Origin of the sequence: Campylobacter ureolyticus (assembly GCF_013372225.1) — a bacterium.
GTDB lineage: Bacteria > Campylobacterota > Campylobacteria > Campylobacterales > Campylobacteraceae > Campylobacter_B > Campylobacter_B ureolyticus.
On the sequence record NZ_CP053832.1, the window covers coordinates 690,241 to 709,560 of the forward strand.

14 protein-coding genes, 2 tRNA genes and 3 rRNA genes are annotated in these 19,320 nt (G+C 28.9%); 14 read left to right on the forward strand and 5 right to left on the reverse strand.

What is annotated here, in order from left to right:
- Positions 1 to 13: 13 nt before the first annotated feature.
- The 3 genes from CURT_RS03505 to CURT_RS03515 all read right to left on the reverse strand — a co-directional run bounded on the left by CURT_RS03505 (position 14) and on the right by CURT_RS03515 (position 3,951).
- Complete coding sequence (locus tag CURT_RS03505) at positions 14 to 976, reverse strand: hypothetical protein (protein ID WP_018713895.1); 963 nt, start codon at positions 974 to 976, stop codon at positions 14 to 16.
- Between the two features lie 121 nt (positions 977 to 1,097).
- Entirely contained in the window at positions 1,098 to 1,922 is an 825-nt protein-coding gene (locus CURT_RS03510) for an HNH endonuclease family protein (RefSeq protein WP_018713896.1), read from the reverse strand.
- A complete protein-coding gene (locus tag CURT_RS03515) occupies positions 1,909 to 3,951 on the reverse strand; it encodes an AAA family ATPase (RefSeq protein ID WP_018713897.1) in 2,043 nt (680 codons plus the stop codon). Before CURT_RS03515 ends, CURT_RS03510 begins: the two co-directional genes overlap by 14 nt.
- Before the next feature lie 207 nt (positions 3,952 to 4,158).
- Between CURT_RS03515 and CURT_RS09375 the strand changes: the two genes are divergently transcribed.
- The 8 genes from CURT_RS09375 (at position 4,159) to CURT_RS03545 (ending at position 8,709) form a co-directional block, all read left to right on the forward strand.
- The gene (locus tag CURT_RS09375) at positions 4,159 to 4,434 is read left to right on the forward strand and encodes an AAA family ATPase (protein WP_237721128.1); all 276 of its coding nucleotides are present in this window, start codon (positions 4,159 to 4,161) and stop codon (positions 4,432 to 4,434) included.
- Between the two features lie 129 nt (positions 4,435 to 4,563).
- Positions 4,564 to 4,794 carry a hypothetical protein gene (locus CURT_RS09380; protein WP_237721127.1) on the forward strand — a complete coding sequence of 77 codons (231 nt, stop codon included), beginning with the start codon at positions 4,564 to 4,566 and terminating at the stop codon, positions 4,792 to 4,794.
- A gap of 23 nt (positions 4,795 to 4,817) precedes the next feature.
- The gene (locus CURT_RS09385; RefSeq protein WP_237721126.1) at positions 4,818 to 5,219 is read left to right on the forward strand and encodes an AAA family ATPase; all 402 of its coding nucleotides are present in this window, start codon (positions 4,818 to 4,820) and stop codon (positions 5,217 to 5,219) included.
- 314 nt (positions 5,220 to 5,533) lie between these two features.
- Positions 5,534 to 5,893: a DUF4276 family protein gene (locus CURT_RS03525; protein ID WP_255199048.1), complete on the forward strand. Its 360-nt coding sequence runs from the start codon at positions 5,534 to 5,536 to the stop codon at positions 5,891 to 5,893.
- A gap of 556 nt (positions 5,894 to 6,449) precedes the next feature.
- The gene (locus CURT_RS09595; RefSeq protein WP_408609399.1) at positions 6,450 to 6,791 is read left to right on the forward strand and encodes a hypothetical protein; all 342 of its coding nucleotides are present in this window, start codon (positions 6,450 to 6,452) and stop codon (positions 6,789 to 6,791) included.
- A gap of 323 nt (positions 6,792 to 7,114) precedes the next feature.
- Positions 7,115 to 7,540: a hypothetical protein gene (locus CURT_RS03535; RefSeq protein WP_018713899.1), complete on the forward strand. Its 426-nt coding sequence runs from the start codon at positions 7,115 to 7,117 to the stop codon at positions 7,538 to 7,540.
- 226 nt (positions 7,541 to 7,766) lie between these two features.
- Entirely contained in the window at positions 7,767 to 7,976 is a 210-nt protein-coding gene (locus CURT_RS03540; protein ID WP_143297706.1) for a hypothetical protein, read from the forward strand.
- 13 nt (positions 7,977 to 7,989) lie between these two features.
- On the forward strand, positions 7,990 to 8,709 hold the full coding sequence (locus CURT_RS03545; protein ID WP_237721159.1) for an AAA family ATPase: 720 nt from the start codon (positions 7,990 to 7,992) through the stop codon (positions 8,707 to 8,709).
- 158 nt (positions 8,710 to 8,867) lie between these two features.
- Here CURT_RS03545 and CURT_RS03550 read toward each other — a convergent pair whose 3' ends face one another.
- The gene (locus tag CURT_RS03550) at positions 8,868 to 9,428 is read right to left on the reverse strand and encodes a hypothetical protein (RefSeq protein WP_018713904.1); all 561 of its coding nucleotides are present in this window, start codon (positions 9,426 to 9,428) and stop codon (positions 8,868 to 8,870) included.
- Positions 9,409 to 10,728, reverse strand: a complete 1,320-nt coding sequence (locus CURT_RS03555; protein WP_018713905.1) for an AAA family ATPase — start codon at positions 10,726 to 10,728, stop codon at positions 9,409 to 9,411. Before CURT_RS03555 ends, CURT_RS03550 begins: the two co-directional genes overlap by 20 nt.
- 684 nt (positions 10,729 to 11,412) lie before the next feature.
- Here CURT_RS03555 and CURT_RS03560 point away from each other — a divergent pair.
- The 6 genes from CURT_RS03560 to rrf all read left to right on the forward strand — a co-directional run bounded on the left by CURT_RS03560 (position 11,413) and on the right by rrf (position 18,889).
- Positions 11,413 to 12,414 carry a type VI secretion protein IcmF/TssM N-terminal domain-containing protein gene (locus tag CURT_RS03560; protein ID WP_018713908.1) on the forward strand — a complete coding sequence of 334 codons (1,002 nt, stop codon included), beginning with the start codon at positions 11,413 to 11,415 and terminating at the stop codon, positions 12,412 to 12,414.
- Between the two features lie 542 nt (positions 12,415 to 12,956).
- Positions 12,957 to 14,468, forward strand: a 16S ribosomal RNA gene (locus tag CURT_RS03565).
- 146 nt (positions 14,469 to 14,614) lie between these two features.
- Positions 14,615 to 14,690 (forward strand) — tRNA-Ala (locus CURT_RS03570).
- Positions 14,691 to 14,693: 3 nt separating this feature from the next.
- Positions 14,694 to 14,770: transfer RNA gene (locus CURT_RS03575), tRNA-Ile, on the forward strand.
- A gap of 775 nt (positions 14,771 to 15,545) precedes the next feature.
- A 23S ribosomal RNA gene (locus CURT_RS03580) occupies positions 15,546 to 18,546 on the forward strand.
- A gap of 224 nt (positions 18,547 to 18,770) precedes the next feature.
- A 5S ribosomal RNA gene (gene rrf, locus CURT_RS03585) occupies positions 18,771 to 18,889 on the forward strand.
- Together the 16S, 23S and 5S rRNA genes with 2 tRNA genes alongside form the textbook arrangement of a ribosomal RNA operon.
- Positions 18,890 to 19,320: the final 431 nt, after the last annotated feature.

Below are 19,320 nucleotides of genomic sequence, written 5' to 3' on the forward strand. Positions count from 1 at the left end.
TTTGCGCTAACATTTATTTGTGTAAGATGATAAAAAATATATCCCATGACATATTTAATATTTTTTCTTTTGCATTATTTGGATCTGTAGCATTAAAAAATTCATTATTGCCGTTTTTAAAATATTGAAAAATAAATTGCAATAAACTAAAATTTTTACATCCGTATTTATGCATTATATTATATAAGTTACAAATAGATTTTTCAATATTAAATTTGGAACCATTTTTTTCCATAAAAGGAAGTAGTAATAATGAATAAATTTGATTAAACATTGCAATTAAATAGCAAAAATAATCACCAAATTTAAATTTTAAGATGCAATTGCTTAGCTTAATATTTGTTTGTTCATCAAAAGCGTACATAAATTTATTATACATTTGTTCTGCATAGCTTTTATTGTATGTAAATTTTATTGTATTTTTGTAAATCTCGTAGTTTTTGCCAATGTTATTAAATTTACACAAATTTTCAAGAATATTTTTTGATTTTTCATTAATCATATTTTTGTATGGATTGTAAAGATTCTCAAAAGCATAAAAAATAAATGAAATATTAAAAATTCCTTCCCTAAAATAATCCATAATAAAATTATCAACTATTTCACCTTCATTTTCTATAAATTTAGAAATAATACCTGTTGAGTTTGTATCTAAAAATATGTTGGAGACAGCATTAAACTTTTCTTTTAGATCACTATTTAAAAATAAAAAATAGTTAAAATTTATTATGCTATTATATAAATATAATTTATTTTTTAATTGATATACTTTATCGTTAATAGATGTTAATATGCGACTAGAATTTACAGTAGTGCTGTCATTTATGCCAATTATAAAATCTATATTTTTAAATTCTTCACTACTTTTCAAATACTTTTTGTAAATTCTAAAAATTTCTTTATTATCTGTTAAATATATTATATCTCTTACAAAGCTCTCTAAATCTTTTGACACAGATGTTAATCCCCTTTTCATCAAAACATTTACCTTCTTTTTAAAATTATATCTAAAAAATTTTATGGATGCTTTTGATGTTAAAAAAACATGAAAGGAATATTTTAATTATTTTTGATTTTTACTTGTTTTATAATTTTGCTTAACTGTCTATTAATTGCTTATATAAATCTTGTTTGAGTTTAAAAAGCGGTTCATTTGTTTCTTTCATTATGTCATATTCGGCAAAGACAATATTATAAATTTCTTCTTTAGGTAGTCCTATATTTTTTGCAATTTCACAGATTCTTGAACTTTTGTATTTATCAGCTTTAGATAATAAATTTTCTAAAATTTCCGTATGATTGCTATAGTTTTCTTCTATCATCATCTGTTTTAGCCATTTTTTTTCATTATTACTTAAATTTTTAAAACTGTAAATATTAATATATATAATTTGTTCTATGACATTGGCTTCGAATTCTAATTTATTAAAAATTTCTTGAGTGTCATCGAAATCTATCAAAGGTTCATTGTCTCTTTTTAGTCTTTGATTACAAAAAGAACAACTCGGTATTAAATTTGAAATAGTAACGGCAAAATATGGATATTTACTTTTTGGATAGTAGTGATCTAAATCAGGTTTAACCATTTTTTTATCATTTTCGAAAAAACGTATATAGTTAGCCCTACAATAAGGACAAAGCATATAATTTTTCTCTTGTACTATTTGTGTTCCAATTTCATCTCTTAACTTATTATATGCTTTGTCATATTTATCTTTAATTTTTGCATATTCATTTTTTGTTTGGTAATCTTTACCAAAGCATGCCTCAAGCTCTTTTTTTATCTCTTGTGATTTTTCTTTTAATTTATCTATAGGTAAAAAGATAATATTTCCTAAATCTTGTTCAAACTTTAAGTTTGGATTTATATTATTTTGTAAATATTTATAAAATTTAGCTTTTTCAATATCATTTTTTGTCATTACTACACCTTTTAACATAATCTAAAGTTTTTAAAAGATAATTTCTTATTATATCTTCTCCGATATTATTTATTTTATTCTCTAGTTCATCAAATAATTCATTATTTTTTTCTCTAAATCTGTATAAATAGTTCCATAAAAGTGGATGTTTGTTTTTTGGATATTTATCACAATCTTTTGTTTTGTATATTATTTTTTCTGCTGAAGCTATATAATCTTTATCATATTTAAACTCTACATTTTTTTCTATAAATCTTCTTTTTAATAAAAACATATCACCATTTTTAGCATAATAATATTCTTTTAAAATATTTAAGAATAAAGCCAATTCTTCAATAAATTTTTTACTAAATTCGCCTATGGTATCATCTAGAAAAAAGTTGTTTTTGTATATATCAAATATATTTCCACCAAAAGTATTGTTATTCGTTTTGGTATCCCCACTTAAATATATAGTGTTTTTTTTAAGTATATCACTAAGTATAATTGGAGAGTGAGTGGCGATTATAAATTGCAATTTAACATCACTCATTAAGTTAAAGAATTTATTAATTCCACTGATAAATTTTCTTTGCCATTCAGGATGTAGGTGCAGCTCAACTTCATCAATTAATATTATAAAATACAACTTTTTATATTTATCTATTAAATAATATTTTTTATCTCTTAGATCATGTATTTTTCCAAAAATGTTAAAAAAATATGAAAGAATAGTTTTTTCACCGGAACTCAACCTTAAAAAGTCAACTTCCAAATTATTGCTTTCATTGGATTTGTCATCAATGTTATGCTTTTCTAAAATAATTTGTAAATCTATAATATTATGGCTTTCTAAAAATTTCATATCTTCCAATGCTTCGAAAAGTTCTACAAAATTGTCTTTTTTGCTTTTTGTGTCATTATTTTTAAAAATATCTTTTAGTTTTAAAAGATAATCATAGCTGTCAGAAAATTGTTTTTGCTTTGCAACAAGCTCTTTTAAGAGATAATAATTGGTTTTAATAAAAATCTGTTTTGTGGATAATACCTTCTCATTGTCTATATTCTCCAATAGATTTTTTATACTGTCTAATATATTGTTTTGATGATATAATTCAATTGCTAATTTTACAAATCTTTTTAAATTTTGCATTTTACTTAAATCCAAATTATACAATAAAACACCTTTTATAGTATTTTTTTTATTTGTTATAATTTCGTCTACCATCGTTTTAATATCATTATAGACGTCTTCAGAAAAATCTTTAATGCCAAAATTTTGTAAATTTATATCTTCAAAGTCTACAAATTCGATATTTTTATTAAAAAATTTTTCATTTATTTTAATTGAAAGCTCTTTAAATTCATAACCTATATTAGATAGCATTTTTCTAAAATCTTCTGAGGTGTATGAGTAATAAAGCAAATTTTTTATAGTCATAAATTCATAACTTGGTTCATCATCCTTTATTTTTCTTGTTCCTATGTAGCCAAAGTCATTTATATGTTTTTCTTTGTCTCCTTTTTCTAAATATATATTTTTAATAAGTTCATAAATTCTATCAAAAGGAGAAAGGCTGTGAAATATAAAAGAAATTGGTTCCGGAAGCACACTATATCTTTCCTTATCTATATTAGAAATTTCAACTTTTTTGGATCCTTTAGATATTATGTATTTATTAATTTTTTTATAGTCTTCATTTACTTTCCAGCCCGTTGCGTTATCTAAATAAGATTGAATATAGAATTTTTTTTCCTCATCGCAATATAGAGCAATGATTTTACCTGCATGTTCTTTACCGTCGATTCTCCACAGTTTTAAACCAATTAATATCTCAAAAAATGTAGTTTTTCCCATGCCGTTTTTGCCAACGATACAGCTTATGTTTTCTATATTATCATTAAATTGATGATAATATTTATCATTTTTCTTAATATTTATTTTTTTGTTATCATAGTCAAAATTTATCTCAAATTCATCGTCAAATTTATACAATCCTTGTTTAATAGCTTTATAATCTTCTTTTAAATAAATACATAATATTTTCATTTGTTACCTTTTAAATTTTAATTATAATTATATAATAAAAATGCTATAAAATTAATTTATGAGAGTTTTTATTAAAATTTTATTTATTAATTATCATAATTTGGAGTTATTTTATCGCAAAACTTAATAGTTGATTTTATTGAGATATTTATTATATACATCGTTATTTGGTATAAAAAATAATTTAATTACAGTGATATATTAAATATGAAAATAGATGAGATTACGGTAGAGGGGTATAAATCCATAAAATCTCTTAAAAATTTTAAATTAAATAATATAAATATTTTAATAGGTGCTAATGGGGCCGGCAAAAGTAATTTTATATCCATATTTAAAATGTTAAATTATATGTTTTTAGAAACCTTACAAAGGCACACACAAGATAAAGGTCCTGATAGTTTTTTATATTATGGAAGAAAAATAACTGAAAAAATTTATTTGGAGTTTAAATTTGGAAGCAATGAGTATGATGCACATTGATTCCAACTCAAGAAAACAAACTTATGATTAGCTTAGAAAAAATAAAATTTTTAGAGCATAGTTATTCAATAGGAAAAGATATATTAGAAAGTCATATATCAAAAGCTGATGAATATGCTGCTTCCGAATATGAAGTACTCATTAGAAGGAATCAAATCTTGGAAGCTATATCATTTTCACAATACAGGCGAAACTTCAAAAATAAAAGGAATTTGCGCTGAAAATGATAATTTGATATTAAAATCAGATGCGAGAAATATATCTGCCTATTTAAAAAGATTAAAAAATAATCATAAAGAATATTATGAATATATAGTTTATAATATTTCGCGAATTGCACCATTTTTGGTGGTTTTATAATAAGAGATAGCGAAAATTTACAATTGGAATGGTTTGATAAATCAGATCCTGATACTCCTTTAAAAGCTCATATTTTATCCGATGGAACACTTAGATTTATCTGTCTTGCAGTATTATTGTTACAACCATTTGAGCTTATGCCTGATACTATTATAATAGATGAGCCTGAACTTGGTTTGCATCCTGCTGCTTTAAAATTATTAAGTGAGTTTATAAAAAGAGTTTCTACTCAAAAACAGCTTATTCTATCATCTCAATCGGTTGAATTAATTAACTATTTTAAACCTGAAGATATTATTGTGGTAGATAGAATAAACAATGAGTCTGTTTTTAAAAGATTAAGCAGTAAAGAGCTTAGTGTATGGCTAGATGAGTATTCTATAGGAGACATTTGGAAAGGCAATATAATAGGTGGCAGACCATGATTATAGTATATGTAGTCTGCGAAGGGCAAACGGAAGAAGAATTTATAAAAACTATTTTTGCAAAGTCGTTTGATACTCAAAAATTTTATATACAACCTTTAATAATACCGACATCTAAAAATAGTAAGGGTGGCGCATTAAGTTATGATAGAGTCAAAATTTTATATGCAAACAATTAAAATCTAAGAAAAAAGCTTATTTAACAACCATGTTTGATTATTATGGATTAGATGATAAATTCCAAGGCTTTAATGCAAAATTAACTGATATTTATAAAAAAGTTACTTACATAGAAAAATAATTTCTATAATGATATAAAATCAATCACAGGAGTATATGATAGATTTATGCCATATATACAAATTCACGAGTTCGAAAGTCTTCTTTTTAGTGATATTAATAAAATAGTTTTAGATGATCCGGCATGGAATAGCAGTAAAAATAATTATTTGAATAAACTTAACAATATAATAAATCAATATAAAAATCCTGAACTTATCAACAACTCACCAAAAACAAGCCCATCGCATAGATTAGAAGATATTTTTATAAATCCCAAATATCGTAAAGTATCTCACGAAAATAGCATTGCTAAGAAAATAGGTATAGACAATATGCTGAAATCTTGCCCGCATTTTAATGAGTGGTATGATAAAATAAGTAAGTTAAAATGAATGTTTTATTTGATTATCCGGAAAAATTTGAAAAATATCCATTAAAATTTTTAAAATATACAAAAAGTAAAATAAAAATATTGTAGTATTAGAAAATTATCTAATTTGGGAAAATTTAAAAAATTTATCAGATAAATTTTATATTTTTATTATAAATAAAGAACTATATTACTTACCTTTTAAGGTGCTTGGCTTTAAAGAAATAGAAAATTGTGATATGGATGAAAATTATGACTATTTGAAAAATATAAACCAAATAATTAACTTAAGAAAATAAATATAGAACAAATAAAATATTTTATATTAAGCAACAAAAAAATCTTGCTTTATTGGACATAGAAGTTATCAAAACAAATATTTTAAAACATAATTTTAATTTAAAGAATTGTAAAGTGAAATTTTAATTAGTTTTTAATTCTTTTAAATTATTTAAAAATACTGTATAATAGCAATAAAAATTTATTGCAAAGCCGAATTTTAAAAGGATTTAAAATGTCAATTAAAATTAATAAAATAGAAAAAAATTTCTTCTTTTTGTGGAATTGATGATATATTTATTGATGAAAATTTTGGTGATTATAATGTAATTTTTGCAAATAACGGCGTTGGAAAGACTACACTCACAAGAGCATTTTCGCTTTTAAAAAATGATAATCGTACAAACATCATCTTTTCGCATAAAACAATTGGCCCAAGTAAATTACCTGAAATTATATTTAAAACAGATGAAGGTAACTTTGAGATAAAATATGGCAAAATTTCAAATAAAGAAGTAAATTTTAATGTAGAAATTTATAATAGTGATTTTATAAGAGAAAATGCTCCATTTGATGATAACTTTAGTTTGAAAAAAATAGAAAATGACGGGATTGTCTTAGAAGATACTTTCCTTGGTTAAGAATCACAAACTATCAAAAAGCTCAAAAATGAAGTTGATGAAAAATATGAAAAAATTGATAGTATTCAAAACGAAATCTCAATTAATGAAGACACAATAAAATTATATAAAAAAATCTAGAAGACAAAAGATCAAGTATTAGCAATGAGTATATGAGAATAAAAATTGAAGATATTAAAATATCAGATATTGAATTGGCCAATATTCCATTATTAAAAGGAGAATAAGAAAACTTAGAGCGGCTACAAATTAGCGTTCCAAATTTAAAAGAAGCTTTAAATAAATTTGATACACTTAAAAAAATTGATTTTCCTAAAATAGAGTTGATTGAAAAATCAGAAAAATTAGGAAATGATCTTTTTCAGTTCGACAAAGAAAAGTTAGCAGGTGACGTAAGTGAAAATATAAAAAAGCATTTAAATAAAGTTGGAACGGATTTTATAGAACATGGTAAAAAATTTATTGATGAGGATAAATTATGTCCATTTTGTATGCAAAAAATAAATCACGGAATTTTAGATGAATATGCTAAATACTTTAATAAAGAATTGCAAAATTTTAGCCAAAACAGCGAGAAATTCAGCAAAGATATCGATAATGAAATAAATAAAACTAATAATAATAAAGCTATTATTTTACTTAGTTTTGAAAAATTCTGTCCATTTATAGAAGATTTTGATAAGAAAAAAGATTCTTTAAATGAGAATTTAGAGTTGCTAATACATACCCTGCAAGATATAAAAAACTAGTTGACGAAAGACTTGGAATTAAAAATTTGGATAATTTTAAGCAATACATTAAAACTTTAAAAGAAAAGTATGATGAATGTCATAAAATTATAGGTATAACAGATCAAATCTTGGCTAATAAAAAAACTCAGGAGAAAGAATTCAATAATAGCAAAAAACATTGAGAGAATTAACTATAAAACAGGCAAAATTTAAAACCTATGAAGACCAAAAAAAGCAAAAGAATATGGAAAATAAAAAAAACAAATTTGAAAAAGAACTTAAAAATTTAAATAGCGAAATAAATAAGCTTGAAAACAATATAAAAATAGATCAAGAAAAAGCAAAACCTGACATAAAAGTTATTAATGCCTACCTAAAATCGCTAAATTTATCAAAATATTCCATAAATTCAAATTATCAGTTAGTCTTAAATAAAAACCGATATAAAAAATGAAAGTGCAAGTATCATTCTTAGTGACGGTGAAAAAACAACGCTTGCATTTGCTTATTTTCTAGCTAAATTAAAAATGAACTATAATGAAAACTCTCTTAAAAATTTAGTTATTATTATAGATGATCCTATTTCCAGTCTTGATGAAAGCAGAATTTATGCAACATCTTATTTGGTTGCAAAGATTAATAAAGAGATAATTAATAGAGATTTGGATGCTAATTCAGAAGATAAAGCACAAATTTTTGTTTTAACTCATAACAATATTTTTATGTCCAATTTGATAAGAATTCTTGGTAAATGTAAATACTATGTTTTAAATAGAAACAACTCTACATTAAAGTTTGAATATAAAAATAATGCAGCAGGATATTTCGATACATTTTATATGAATTTATTTAAAGAGATATATAGCTTTGCTATGGAAGAAATTTTAAATGATGATGAAGATAAAGCTTTAAATTATGGTAATAAAATAAGAATGCTTTTTGAAAGCTTTATGAAAGTTAATTTTATAAGCAAATTTATAAGAGATGAATATAGAAATCAAGTAACTTTTAGCAGTAATATAATTAAGGAAATTATAAATGAGATAAAACATTATAATAAAAATTACATTTTTTGTGGCGATGTATTTAGTGATGAAGATAACAATGACAATTTCTGTGTTATACAAGATGAAGATGACTTATATAAAAAACTGGATAGTGTAGTAAAGGGATTTGCATATGGATAGTCATGGTAGCATTGCCAATTTTTATTACAATCATAAAATATCTCTAAAAGAAGTTCAAATTTTTGCAAAAAAGATAATAAATATAATGTTTTCTTTGAATCCGAATCAAACATATTCTTATCTTGAAGCTTGTGAGCATTCTAGGCCTTAAAAATATTTTATGCATTTATAAATTTTTCAAAGTCATTTGGTGTAAACAACAATGTATCTTTGAAAAATATACTATTGAATATTTTAAATTTATGTTTATCTCGGGTATCGTTTGTCATTAAATAGCTTAATGACAAATCACTATTTTCTTCTATGCCATCATTAAAAACTAAAATAAAAATTAATTCTTTTTTAAAATCATTTATTTTTTTATTAAGAATCATAGATAAGATAGATACGCTATGCCAAATCTTTATGCCTATATCGTGCCTTTCATTTTGACCTTTTTTATCACATAATACTCCATTTTTAAATTCAACAAAGTATAAGATACAATCTTTTTCAAAAATACCATCTATAGACTTAGGAACAGCTCCTTTTAGTTTATTGCCGCTTTTTTCGGCAAGTTTATTTATTACACAAAAATTTTCTTTAACTTTATCAAAATTATATGCTTTAAAATCAAAATCTACCATAGATATTTTTTGTGACTTATCAAAAGAAATATTCTTTATGGGCTCGTATGTATTTTTAAAATCATCATATAAGTTAAAATTTATTTTCGTCATTATAAAAATCTTTTTTATGTAAGTATTGATATGGTTCAGCCAGCAACTTATAAATTTTATAAGTTTCATCTGTGACATCTATTATTTCTGCTATTGGTCTGTCTTTCATATTTCTGGCAAGATAATATTTGCATTTGTCACTATTTTTGTTTTCTTTAGAGTAAACTTCTATGGCTTTTAGAAAATATGGACTATGCGTGCTTATAAGCATATGTAGATTAAATTCTTTTTGCAGGAGAACTAAAATTTCAGCTAGTCTAAGTTGAAATTTAGGATGTAAATAAACTTCAGGCTCGTCAAATATTATTGTGCCGTTATCTTCAATATATTCTTTTTCAATTAGGGTCTTTAGAATTATAAAAATTTTAAGACCTGCTGAAGTATTTTGTAGCCTAAATTTAACACCGTCTTTTTCGTAGGCGTACCACGCATATTCTCTAGTTCTAATAAGTTTACCCGGTGCTACATCATTGAGTTTGTTTAAAATTTTATCAAGCCTTTTTTCGGTTATTATTTCTTTGATTGCACTGGCTGACTTGTTGTTTCTTAGCATTAACCTAAGGTTTTCTGAGTGTTTGTTGTTTATAAATATATCATGGTATCCCAAATTTTCTAAAACTAAACTATTATCGATATAAGGAACTTTTGTATTTATGTCAATATTGTAGTGTTTGTCAATTTGCATTTTGTTTTTAACGCTTCTTAAGTCTATATATTGGTTTTTTATACATAGTGAAATTTTTCCTTGACTATCCAAATAAAGATTATTGACTTGCCTGTAAAATTCATTATCAAATTGACGCTGTATTATTCTTTGCATATGCTCGTATTCATCTATATTTATCAGTTGTATAATTGAATCTACTAAAGAGTCTTGTTCATCAGCATTTTGGTTTTTGTGTGAAATAATTTTTAATCCATTTTCAGAAAGTATGTGTAGTATTGTTTCATGTGATATTTGCTGATTATTCTTTCTAAACTCGTCGTAAATTTGTTTAGTTATCTTTTGTACTTGGACCTCTCCTGCTATATGTCTATTTCTAGCAAGATAACCATCTACAAAACCATTGGATATATCATTTTCAAGTAATCTTTTCAGTCTAAAAATTTGATGGCGAATTTCTTCTTTTTTTTCTTCATTCATTTTTGCATCTATTTTATAAAATGCATTGAAGATAGAATATAAAGATTTTGAAATTGTACTTTTACCAGTATCGTTTTCACCAGCAATTATAGTTATGCCATTTATTTCAATTTCAGCATTTTTTAATTTTCCAATATTTTTTAATGATAATTTCATAATTTTTTATCCCTTAGCTTTTATATCTTAAAATTAGTTGCCATTTTATCATAAAATATTAATTGAAATTTTATGATTTTCAAAAATATTATTTAATATATCTTTTATAGCTAAAATATGTCTTAAATTTTTGAAATAAAAGTCATATGATATTAAATGTATTTAAAATATATGCTCTTATAAGCACATTAAAGTATCTTATATAATATTTTAATTTTATAACAATTTGATTGTGATATTATCTGTTTTCACATATAATTTTTATATTTACTTAATAAAATAAAAATTTAACTTAAATATTAGATATTTTTATATAATAAAGTTTTAAATTTATAACAGGTGGTTGCTTTAGGATATATAATGAAATTTTATAGCTTTTTAAAAAATAAAAAAAGTTAATTTATTTTTGCTTTGTTTAGTTTTCAGTTTTTTATTTTGGAGATATTCTTCAAGTATAGCTTTTAATGACAAATATATTTTTATAGATATAAAATTAAAAATTATTTTTCTTATTTTGTTTTGGCTTATAGTATTTGTTTTATTTTTTGCAAAATATATTTTATAACCTCTTTAGTAAAGATAAAGAAAAATTAAACATTAAAAGTGATATAGTAGAAGAATCAAAAGATATTATAAACCGCTTAAAAAGAAATTTTTTATTTCCATAAATGATGCTAAAAAAACTTGGAAAAAAATATAAATTTTAAAAAAACTCCGCTTGCTATTATGCTTGGGCATGAAGGAGCCGGTAAAAGTGCTTTTATAAATTATGCAGGTGTAGAATATCCCATTAGTGAACTTTTTGAAAGTTATAAAAAATCACATCCAAGCACTACAAATTTTAATCTTTATATTTCAAAAGACGGTGCTATTATAGATACCGAAGGGATCAGTTTTTCAAGGGAAAATCTCTATACTCCAACAGCTACCGATGAAATTGCAGAAGATGATATGGAAAAAAATAGGGAATTTTTAGTGAAAAAAAGAGTTTGGAGTAAGTTTTTATCCTTTCTTAAGAATCTTAAGAAAAATATTTTTAGATCCAAACTAGATGCCGTTATTTTAGTCATAGATACACAAAAATTTATAGAAAGCGATAAATACTATCAAGATGAAACGATTAAATTTTTAGTAAGAAGAATTAGCGAATGTGAAAATTCATTAAAGATCTGTTTTCCAATTTATGTAGTTTTTAGTAAAATTGACCTGATAGATGGGATGGGTGATTATTTCAAAATTTTTAAAGAAGATTCTTTTAATAAAGCTTTTGGAGTCACTTTTAAAGAAAAAGATGAAATTAACAATTTAAATGAAAATTTTAAATCTCTAAGTGAGTCTATGAACTATGCTTTTATGAGTAATAATTTACTTTTTTACTCCATAGAAGAGAAGAAAAAAGCATATCTGTTTTATAAACAAATGGACAGTCTTTTTAGTTTGGCTGAAAAATTTATTTTAAACTTAAATCGCCAAAACGGTTTAAAAAACAGTTCCGCTATAAAAGGAGTGTATTTTGCAAGTCCATATCAAGAAAATATTCCAAAAAATTATATTTTAGATGCAATATGTGATCATTACGATATCAAAAGACCTCTTGTAAGACCTTATTTTAATCATATTAAAAAAAATTATTTTACAAGTTCATTTTCCCGTCTTATATATTTTCTTTCTCCCACTTTTTGCTAACTATTTTCCTTTACTGTTTAATTATCTAATTATTCCATTATTTCATTTACTATCTAACTGTTTCATTGTTTTATTTACTATCTAATTATCTAATTATTTCATTATCTGACTGTTTTCCTCTAAATAACTATATAAATAATATAAATATCATCCTTTCCTCTCCAATTTCTCCTAAATTTTATTTATTTCTACATCTTTTATAAACTTTTTCTCATCTTTTTACAATTTTTTTAATTTTTTTTATTAGTTTAATCAAGCTTTAAGCTTTATGTTTGTATAATTTCATTTCCGTTTTACGAAAGACCTCTTAAACGAGTTGTTTAAATAAGTTCTTTTTTATAAAAAACGAGTTTTTTAAATTATTAATGTTAAACTATAAAAATCAAATTTTAAAGTTAATCTTTGAAATCTAAACAAGTGATCGATTGAGCTAGAAATTAAAAACAATATCTTTGTATTATATATAAAGGTATTAAATAATAATTTATTTTTATTTAAAGATAAATAATAAAAGTTTTTAGATTAAAAACTTCATAATATTTTTTATGGAGAGTTTGATCCTGGCTCAGAGTGAACGCTGGTGGCGTGCCTAATACATGCAAGTCGAACGATGAAGTCCTAGCTTGCTAGGATGGATTAGTGGCGCACGGGTGAGTAATATATAGTTAATCTGCCCTACACAGAGGAACAACAGTTGGAAACGACTGCTAATACCTCATACTCCTATTTAACATAAGTTAAATAGGGAAAGTCTTTTCGGTGTAGGATGAGACTATATCGTATCAGCTAGTTGGTAAGGTAATGGCTTACCAAGGCTATGACGCGTAACTGGTCTGAGAGGATGATCAGTCACATTGGAACTGAGACACGGTCCAAACTCCTACGGGAGGCAGCAGTAAGGAATATTGCGCAATGGGGGAAACCCTGACGCAGCAACGCCGCGTGGAGGATGACACTTTTCGGAGCGTAAACTCCTTTTATCAGGAAAGAATAATGACGGTACCTGATGAATAAGCACCGGCTAACTCCGTGCCAGCAGCCGCGGTAATACGGGGGGTGCAAGCGTTACTCGGAATCACTGGGCGTAAAGGACGCGTAGGCGGATTATCAAGTCTTTTGTGAAATCTAGTGGCTTAACCACTAAACTGCTTAGGAAACTGATAGTCTAGAGTAGGGGAGAGGTAGATGGAATTCTTGGTGTAGGGGTAAAATCCGTAGAGATCAAGAAGAATACCCATTGCGAAAGCGATCTGCTGGAACCTAACTGACGCTGAGGCGTGAAAGCGTGGGTAGCAAACAGGATTAGATACCCTGGTAGTCCACGCCCTAAACGATGTATACTAGTTGTTGCTTTGCTAGTCAAGGCAGTAATGCAGCTAACGCATTAAGTATACCGCCTGGGGAGTACGGTCGCAAGATTAAAACTCAAAGGAATAGACGGGGACCCGCACAAGCGGTGGAGCATGTGGTTTAATTCGAAGATACGCGAAGAACCTTACCTGGACTTGACATCCTAAAAACATCTAAGAGATTAGAAAGTGCTAGTTTACTAGAATTTAGTGACAGGTGCTGCACGGCTGTCGTCAGCTCGTGTCGTGAGATGTTGGGTTAAGTCCCGCAACGAGCGCAACCCACGTGTTTAGTTGCTAACAGCTCGGCTGAGCACTCTAAACAGACTGCCTTCGCAAGGAGGAGGAAGGTGTGGACGACGTCAAGTCATCATGGCCCTTATGTCCAGGGCGACACACGTGCTACAATGACATATACAGTAAGACGCAATATCGCAAGATGGAGCAAATCTATAAAATATGTCCCAGTTCGGATTGGGGTCTGCAACTCGACCCCATGAAGCCGGAATCGCTAGTAATCGTAGATCAGCCATGCTACGGTGAATACGTTCCCGGGTCTTGTACTCACCGCCCGTCACACCATGGAAGTTGATCTCACTCGAAGCAGGGATGCTAAAATAGCTACCTTCCACAGTGGAATCAGTAACTGGGGTGAAGTCGTAACAAGGTAACCGTAGGAGAACCTGCGGTTGGATCACCTCCTTTCTAGAGTACAAATAGATATTCTCTCACAAGATATCTATAAGAAAGATATAAGTGTTAATATTTATACTTATAGTGTAATAGACAACTAACTCAATCATCCTTGTTTAGTTTTCAGAGATTGTTTTAAAATTAGTAATAGAGCTAAAGGGGAATTAGCTCAGCTGGGAGAGCGCCTGCTTTGCACGCAGGAGGTCAGCGGTTCGATCCCGCTATTCTCCACCATAAGGGCCTGTAGCTCAGCTGGTTAGAGTGCACCCCTGATAAGGGTGAGGTCATAAGTTCAAGTCTTATCAGGCCCACCATTAAAAAAATATAAAAATTATTTTTATATAAAGCTTATATAATACATAGTTTAACAAAGAAGTATTTTATAATAAAAATAACTATATTTTAGATGATAGTTTTTTATTAAAATAAACTATTTTTAATTTTATAAAAATATAAGTATTATTAGATAAAATACCAAACTTTATTTTTTTATTATAAAGTTTAATTAGAGAGTTAAACAATAAAGTTGATAAAAATCAATTATCTCTTATATGTTAATTTTCTAATTAGGTTTTATAATCTAAATGTTATTTAAATTATCATTGTTAAAAGTCACAAAAAGTTTTAATAAAATAAAACAATTTTACAGGACTTGTTAAAGCTTTATATCTATATAAACATAAAAGCAAATCTTTTAAATTTAACTGTTATCAAATTTAAAAGTTTAAAGATTATACACGAAACAATAAAGTTTTTAAAACTTACTTTATAGTTTATAATCTCTTTCCGTCTTAATTTATATAATATAAACATTATAAAATAAATCATTATTTTATCTTTAACAAGGAAGTGATGCGAATTAGAATATCAACATAATAAATAATTCTAATAACTTCAAAGACAAGCAACTTTATTAAGTTTAAGTATTAAATAATTTTAATCAAATTTAATTTTTGTTTTTACGAGTAAAACCTTAATATTGATTTACGACAAACGAAGTTTTGGGTAAATCTTAATAGCTTTAGAGGTTTGCAAAGGGTGTAGCCCTTGCTCGTAAAGACTAGCTTTGCTAGTCTGCGAAGTCAAAAAAGGTAAGCTACTAAGAGCGAATGGTGGATGCCTTGGTTGGTAGAGGCGATGAAAGACGTGCTAGACTGCGATAAGTCTCGGGGAGTTGTCAAGGAGCTTTGATCCGGGAATTTCTGAATGGGAAAACCCAGTATATAGTGATATATACTACCTATATGGAGCAAACGTGGGGAATTGAAACATCTTAGTACCCACAGGAAAAGAAATCAAATGAGATTACGAAAGTAGCGGCGAGCGAAATCGTAAAAGGGCAAACCACTAGTTTACTAGTGGGGTTGTAGGACTGTAACATAGACTAAAAAGAGTTAATAGAATAATCTGGAAAGTTTAAGCATAGAGGGTGATACTCCCGTATATGAAAACTCTTTTTTACTTAACAGTATCCTGAGTAGGGCGAGGCACGTGAAACCTTGTCTGAATCTGGGAAGACCACTTTCCAACCCTAAATACTACTACCAAACCGATAGTGAACAAGTACCGTGAGGGAAAGGTGAAAAGAACGGGGGTGACCCGAGTGAAATAGAACCTGAAACCATTTGCTTACAATCATTCAGAGCACGATTCTTTATGACGTGTGATGGACTGCCTTTTGCATAATGAGCCTGCGAGTTGTGATATCTGGCAAGGTTAAGGAAATCCGGAGCCGTAGCGAAAGCAAGTCTTAATAGGGCGTTTAGTCAGATATTGCAGACCCGAAACGAAGTGATCTATCCATGAGCAGGTTGAAACCGGTGTAAGAGCCGGCGGAGGACCGAACCCGCTGACGTTGAAAAGTCTTGGGATGACTTGTGGATAGGGGTGAAAGGCCAATCAAACTTCGTGATAGCTGGTTCTCTCCGAAATATATTTAGGTATAGCGTTATGTAGTAATTAGAGGGGGTAGAGCACTGAATGGGCTAGGGCATACACCAATGTACCAAACCCTATCAAACTCCGAATACCTTTAATGTAATCATAGCAGTCAGGCGGCGAGTGATAAAATCCGTCGTCAAAAGGGGAACAACCCAGACTACCGACTAAGGTCCCAAAATCTTATTTAAGTGGAAAACGATGTGAAGTTACTTAAACAACCAGGAGGTTGGCTTAGAAGCAGCCATCCTTTAAAGATAGCGTAATAGCTCACTGGTCTAGTGATTTTGCGCGGAAAATATAACGGGGCTAAAATAAGTACCGAAGTCGTAGACTTGCACACAACTTAGTTCTTTATAAAACAAAGTGTATAAGTTATATTTAAAACTAGCGATAGCGTTTTTGCAAAGCAAAGAGTTTTAAAATATCTTAAGCTAAAAGAATTAAGTTGTGTGCAAGTGGTAGGAGAGCGTTGTATTTAGCGTTGAAGATGTACCGGTAAGGAGCGTTGGAGCAAATACAAGTGAGCATGCAGGCATGAGTAGCGTTAAATCAGGTGAGAATCCTGATCGCCGAAAACCCAAGGTTTCCTACGCGATGCTCGTCATCGTAGGGTTAGTCGGGTCCTAAGCAAAGTCCGAAAGGGGTATGCGATGGAAAATTGGTTAATATTCCAATACCAATTATTATGTGCGATGGAAGGACGCTTAAAGTTAGTGGAGCTAACTGATGGAATAGTTAGTCTAAGGTCGTAGGTTGAGTTATAGGCAAATCCGTAACTCTTTATCCGAAAGCTTAAAGGCTTACAAAGCTCTTCGGAGTAGCGTAAGAATTCATGATACTATAGAGCCAAGAAAAGTTTCTAAGTTTAGTAATAATTGCCCGTACCGTAAACCGACACAGGTGGGTGGGATGAGTATTCTAAGGCGCGTGGAAGAACTCTCTTTAAGGAACTCTGCAAAATAGCACCGTATCTTCGGTATAAGGTGTGCCTACCAGGGTGCAAGCCCTAGAGGTTACAACAAAGAGTCCCTCCCGACTGTTTACCAAAAACACAGCACTCTGCTAACACGTAAGTGGATGTATAGGGTGTGACGCCTGCCCGGTGCTCGAAGGTTAATTGATGGAGTTAGCATTAGCAAAGCTCTTGATCGAAGCCCGAGTAAACGGCGGCCGTAACTATAACGGTCCTAAGGTAGCGAAATTCCTTGTCGGTTAAATACCGACCTGCATGAATGGCGTAACGAGATGGGAGCTGTCTCAAAGAGGGATCCAGTGAAATTGTAGTGGAGGTGAAAATTCCTCCTACCCGCGGCAAGACGGAAAGACCCCGTGGACCTTTACTATAGCTTGACACTGCTACTTGGATAAAGATGTGCAGGATAGGTGGGAGATTATGATCTATAGATGCTAGTCTATAAGGAGTCATCCTTGAGATACCACTCTTCTTTATTCGGGTAGCTAACTAGCCTAAGTTATCCTTAGGTAGGACAATGTCTGGTGGGTAGTTTGACTGGGGCGGTCGCCTCCCAAATAATAACGGAGGCTTACAAAGGTTGGTTCAAAACGGTTGGAAATCGTTTGTAGAGTATAAAGGCAAAAACCAGCTTAACTGCGACACCGACAAGTGGAGCAGAGACGAAAGTCGGTCTTAGTGATCCGGTGGTTCTGTGTGGAAGGGCCATCGCTCAAAGGATAAAAGGTACCCCGGGGATAACAGGCTGATCTCCCCCAAGAGCTCACATCGACGGGGAGGTTTGGCACCTCGATGTCGGCTCATCGCATCCTGGGGCTGGAGCAGGTCCCAAGGGTATGGCTGTTCGCCATTTAAAGCGGTACGCGAGCTGGGTTCAGAACGTCGTGAGACAGTTCGGTCCCTATCTGCCGTGGGCGTAAGAAGATTGAGGAGAGTTGACCCTAGTACGAGAGGACCGGGTTGAACCAACCACTGGTGTATAAGTTGTCCTGCCAAGGGCACCGCTTAGTAGCTAAGTTGGGATGTGATAAGAGCTGAAAGCATCTAAGCTCGAAGCCAACTCCAAGATTAATCTTCTTTTAAGAGCTCTTATAGACTATAAGTTTGATAGGCTGGGTGTGTAAGTGATGTAAGTCATTTAGCTGACCAGTACTAATAGCTCGTTTGCTTATCTATTTTTATCTACTTTTAGCAGTCGAACAAAGTCCGACTTAAAGTAGCAAATACTAAAGATTTGTTGCACAAATGCAAGAAGTAGAGTTAAGCATCACTTCCTTGTTAAGGATAAATACTATTCTTTAAACAAGTTTTACAGTTTTAAATATTAAAACTTAGACTTTTAACAATTTAACTAACAGTGTTTAATAAGAGTATTTATTTAAATATTTTTATTTAACACTGTCCGTGGTTATACAGATGTGGAAACGCCTTGCTCCATCCCGAACCAAGAAGCTAAGCACATCGTGGCTGATGATACTCTCCCTTACTGGGATGCTGGGAAAGTAGGTCACTGCGGACTTTGTTTTTATTTATACTATCTATATATTTTTAATTATTAATTTATCCAGTATTTATTGCAATGTTTATTTTAGAAACATATCTAATGGAATTAATCTTTTAAAGACTTTATTTATCTTATTTATCTTAAAAAAGCATGCAATAATGCTGGGGAAAATAAATGGGTAATAAATTTTTAAAAATAAAAATAAATTTTAGATAGATTGATAATGATTTTTATATAGCTGATGGCTTATAAAGTTTTATAATTAGCAAATTATTAAAAAAATAGTCTTAAAAAGCATTTAAATAAAAGGAACTTTAATTTAGTGCAGTTTAATTTTTTTATTAAATTATTTATTTTTTTAGTGATGTGCCTAATGGCTAAAATTCTTTAATTGTTTATAATGGTTAGAAGCTAACCGATGAAAGTTACAGATTTCAAAGAGTTTA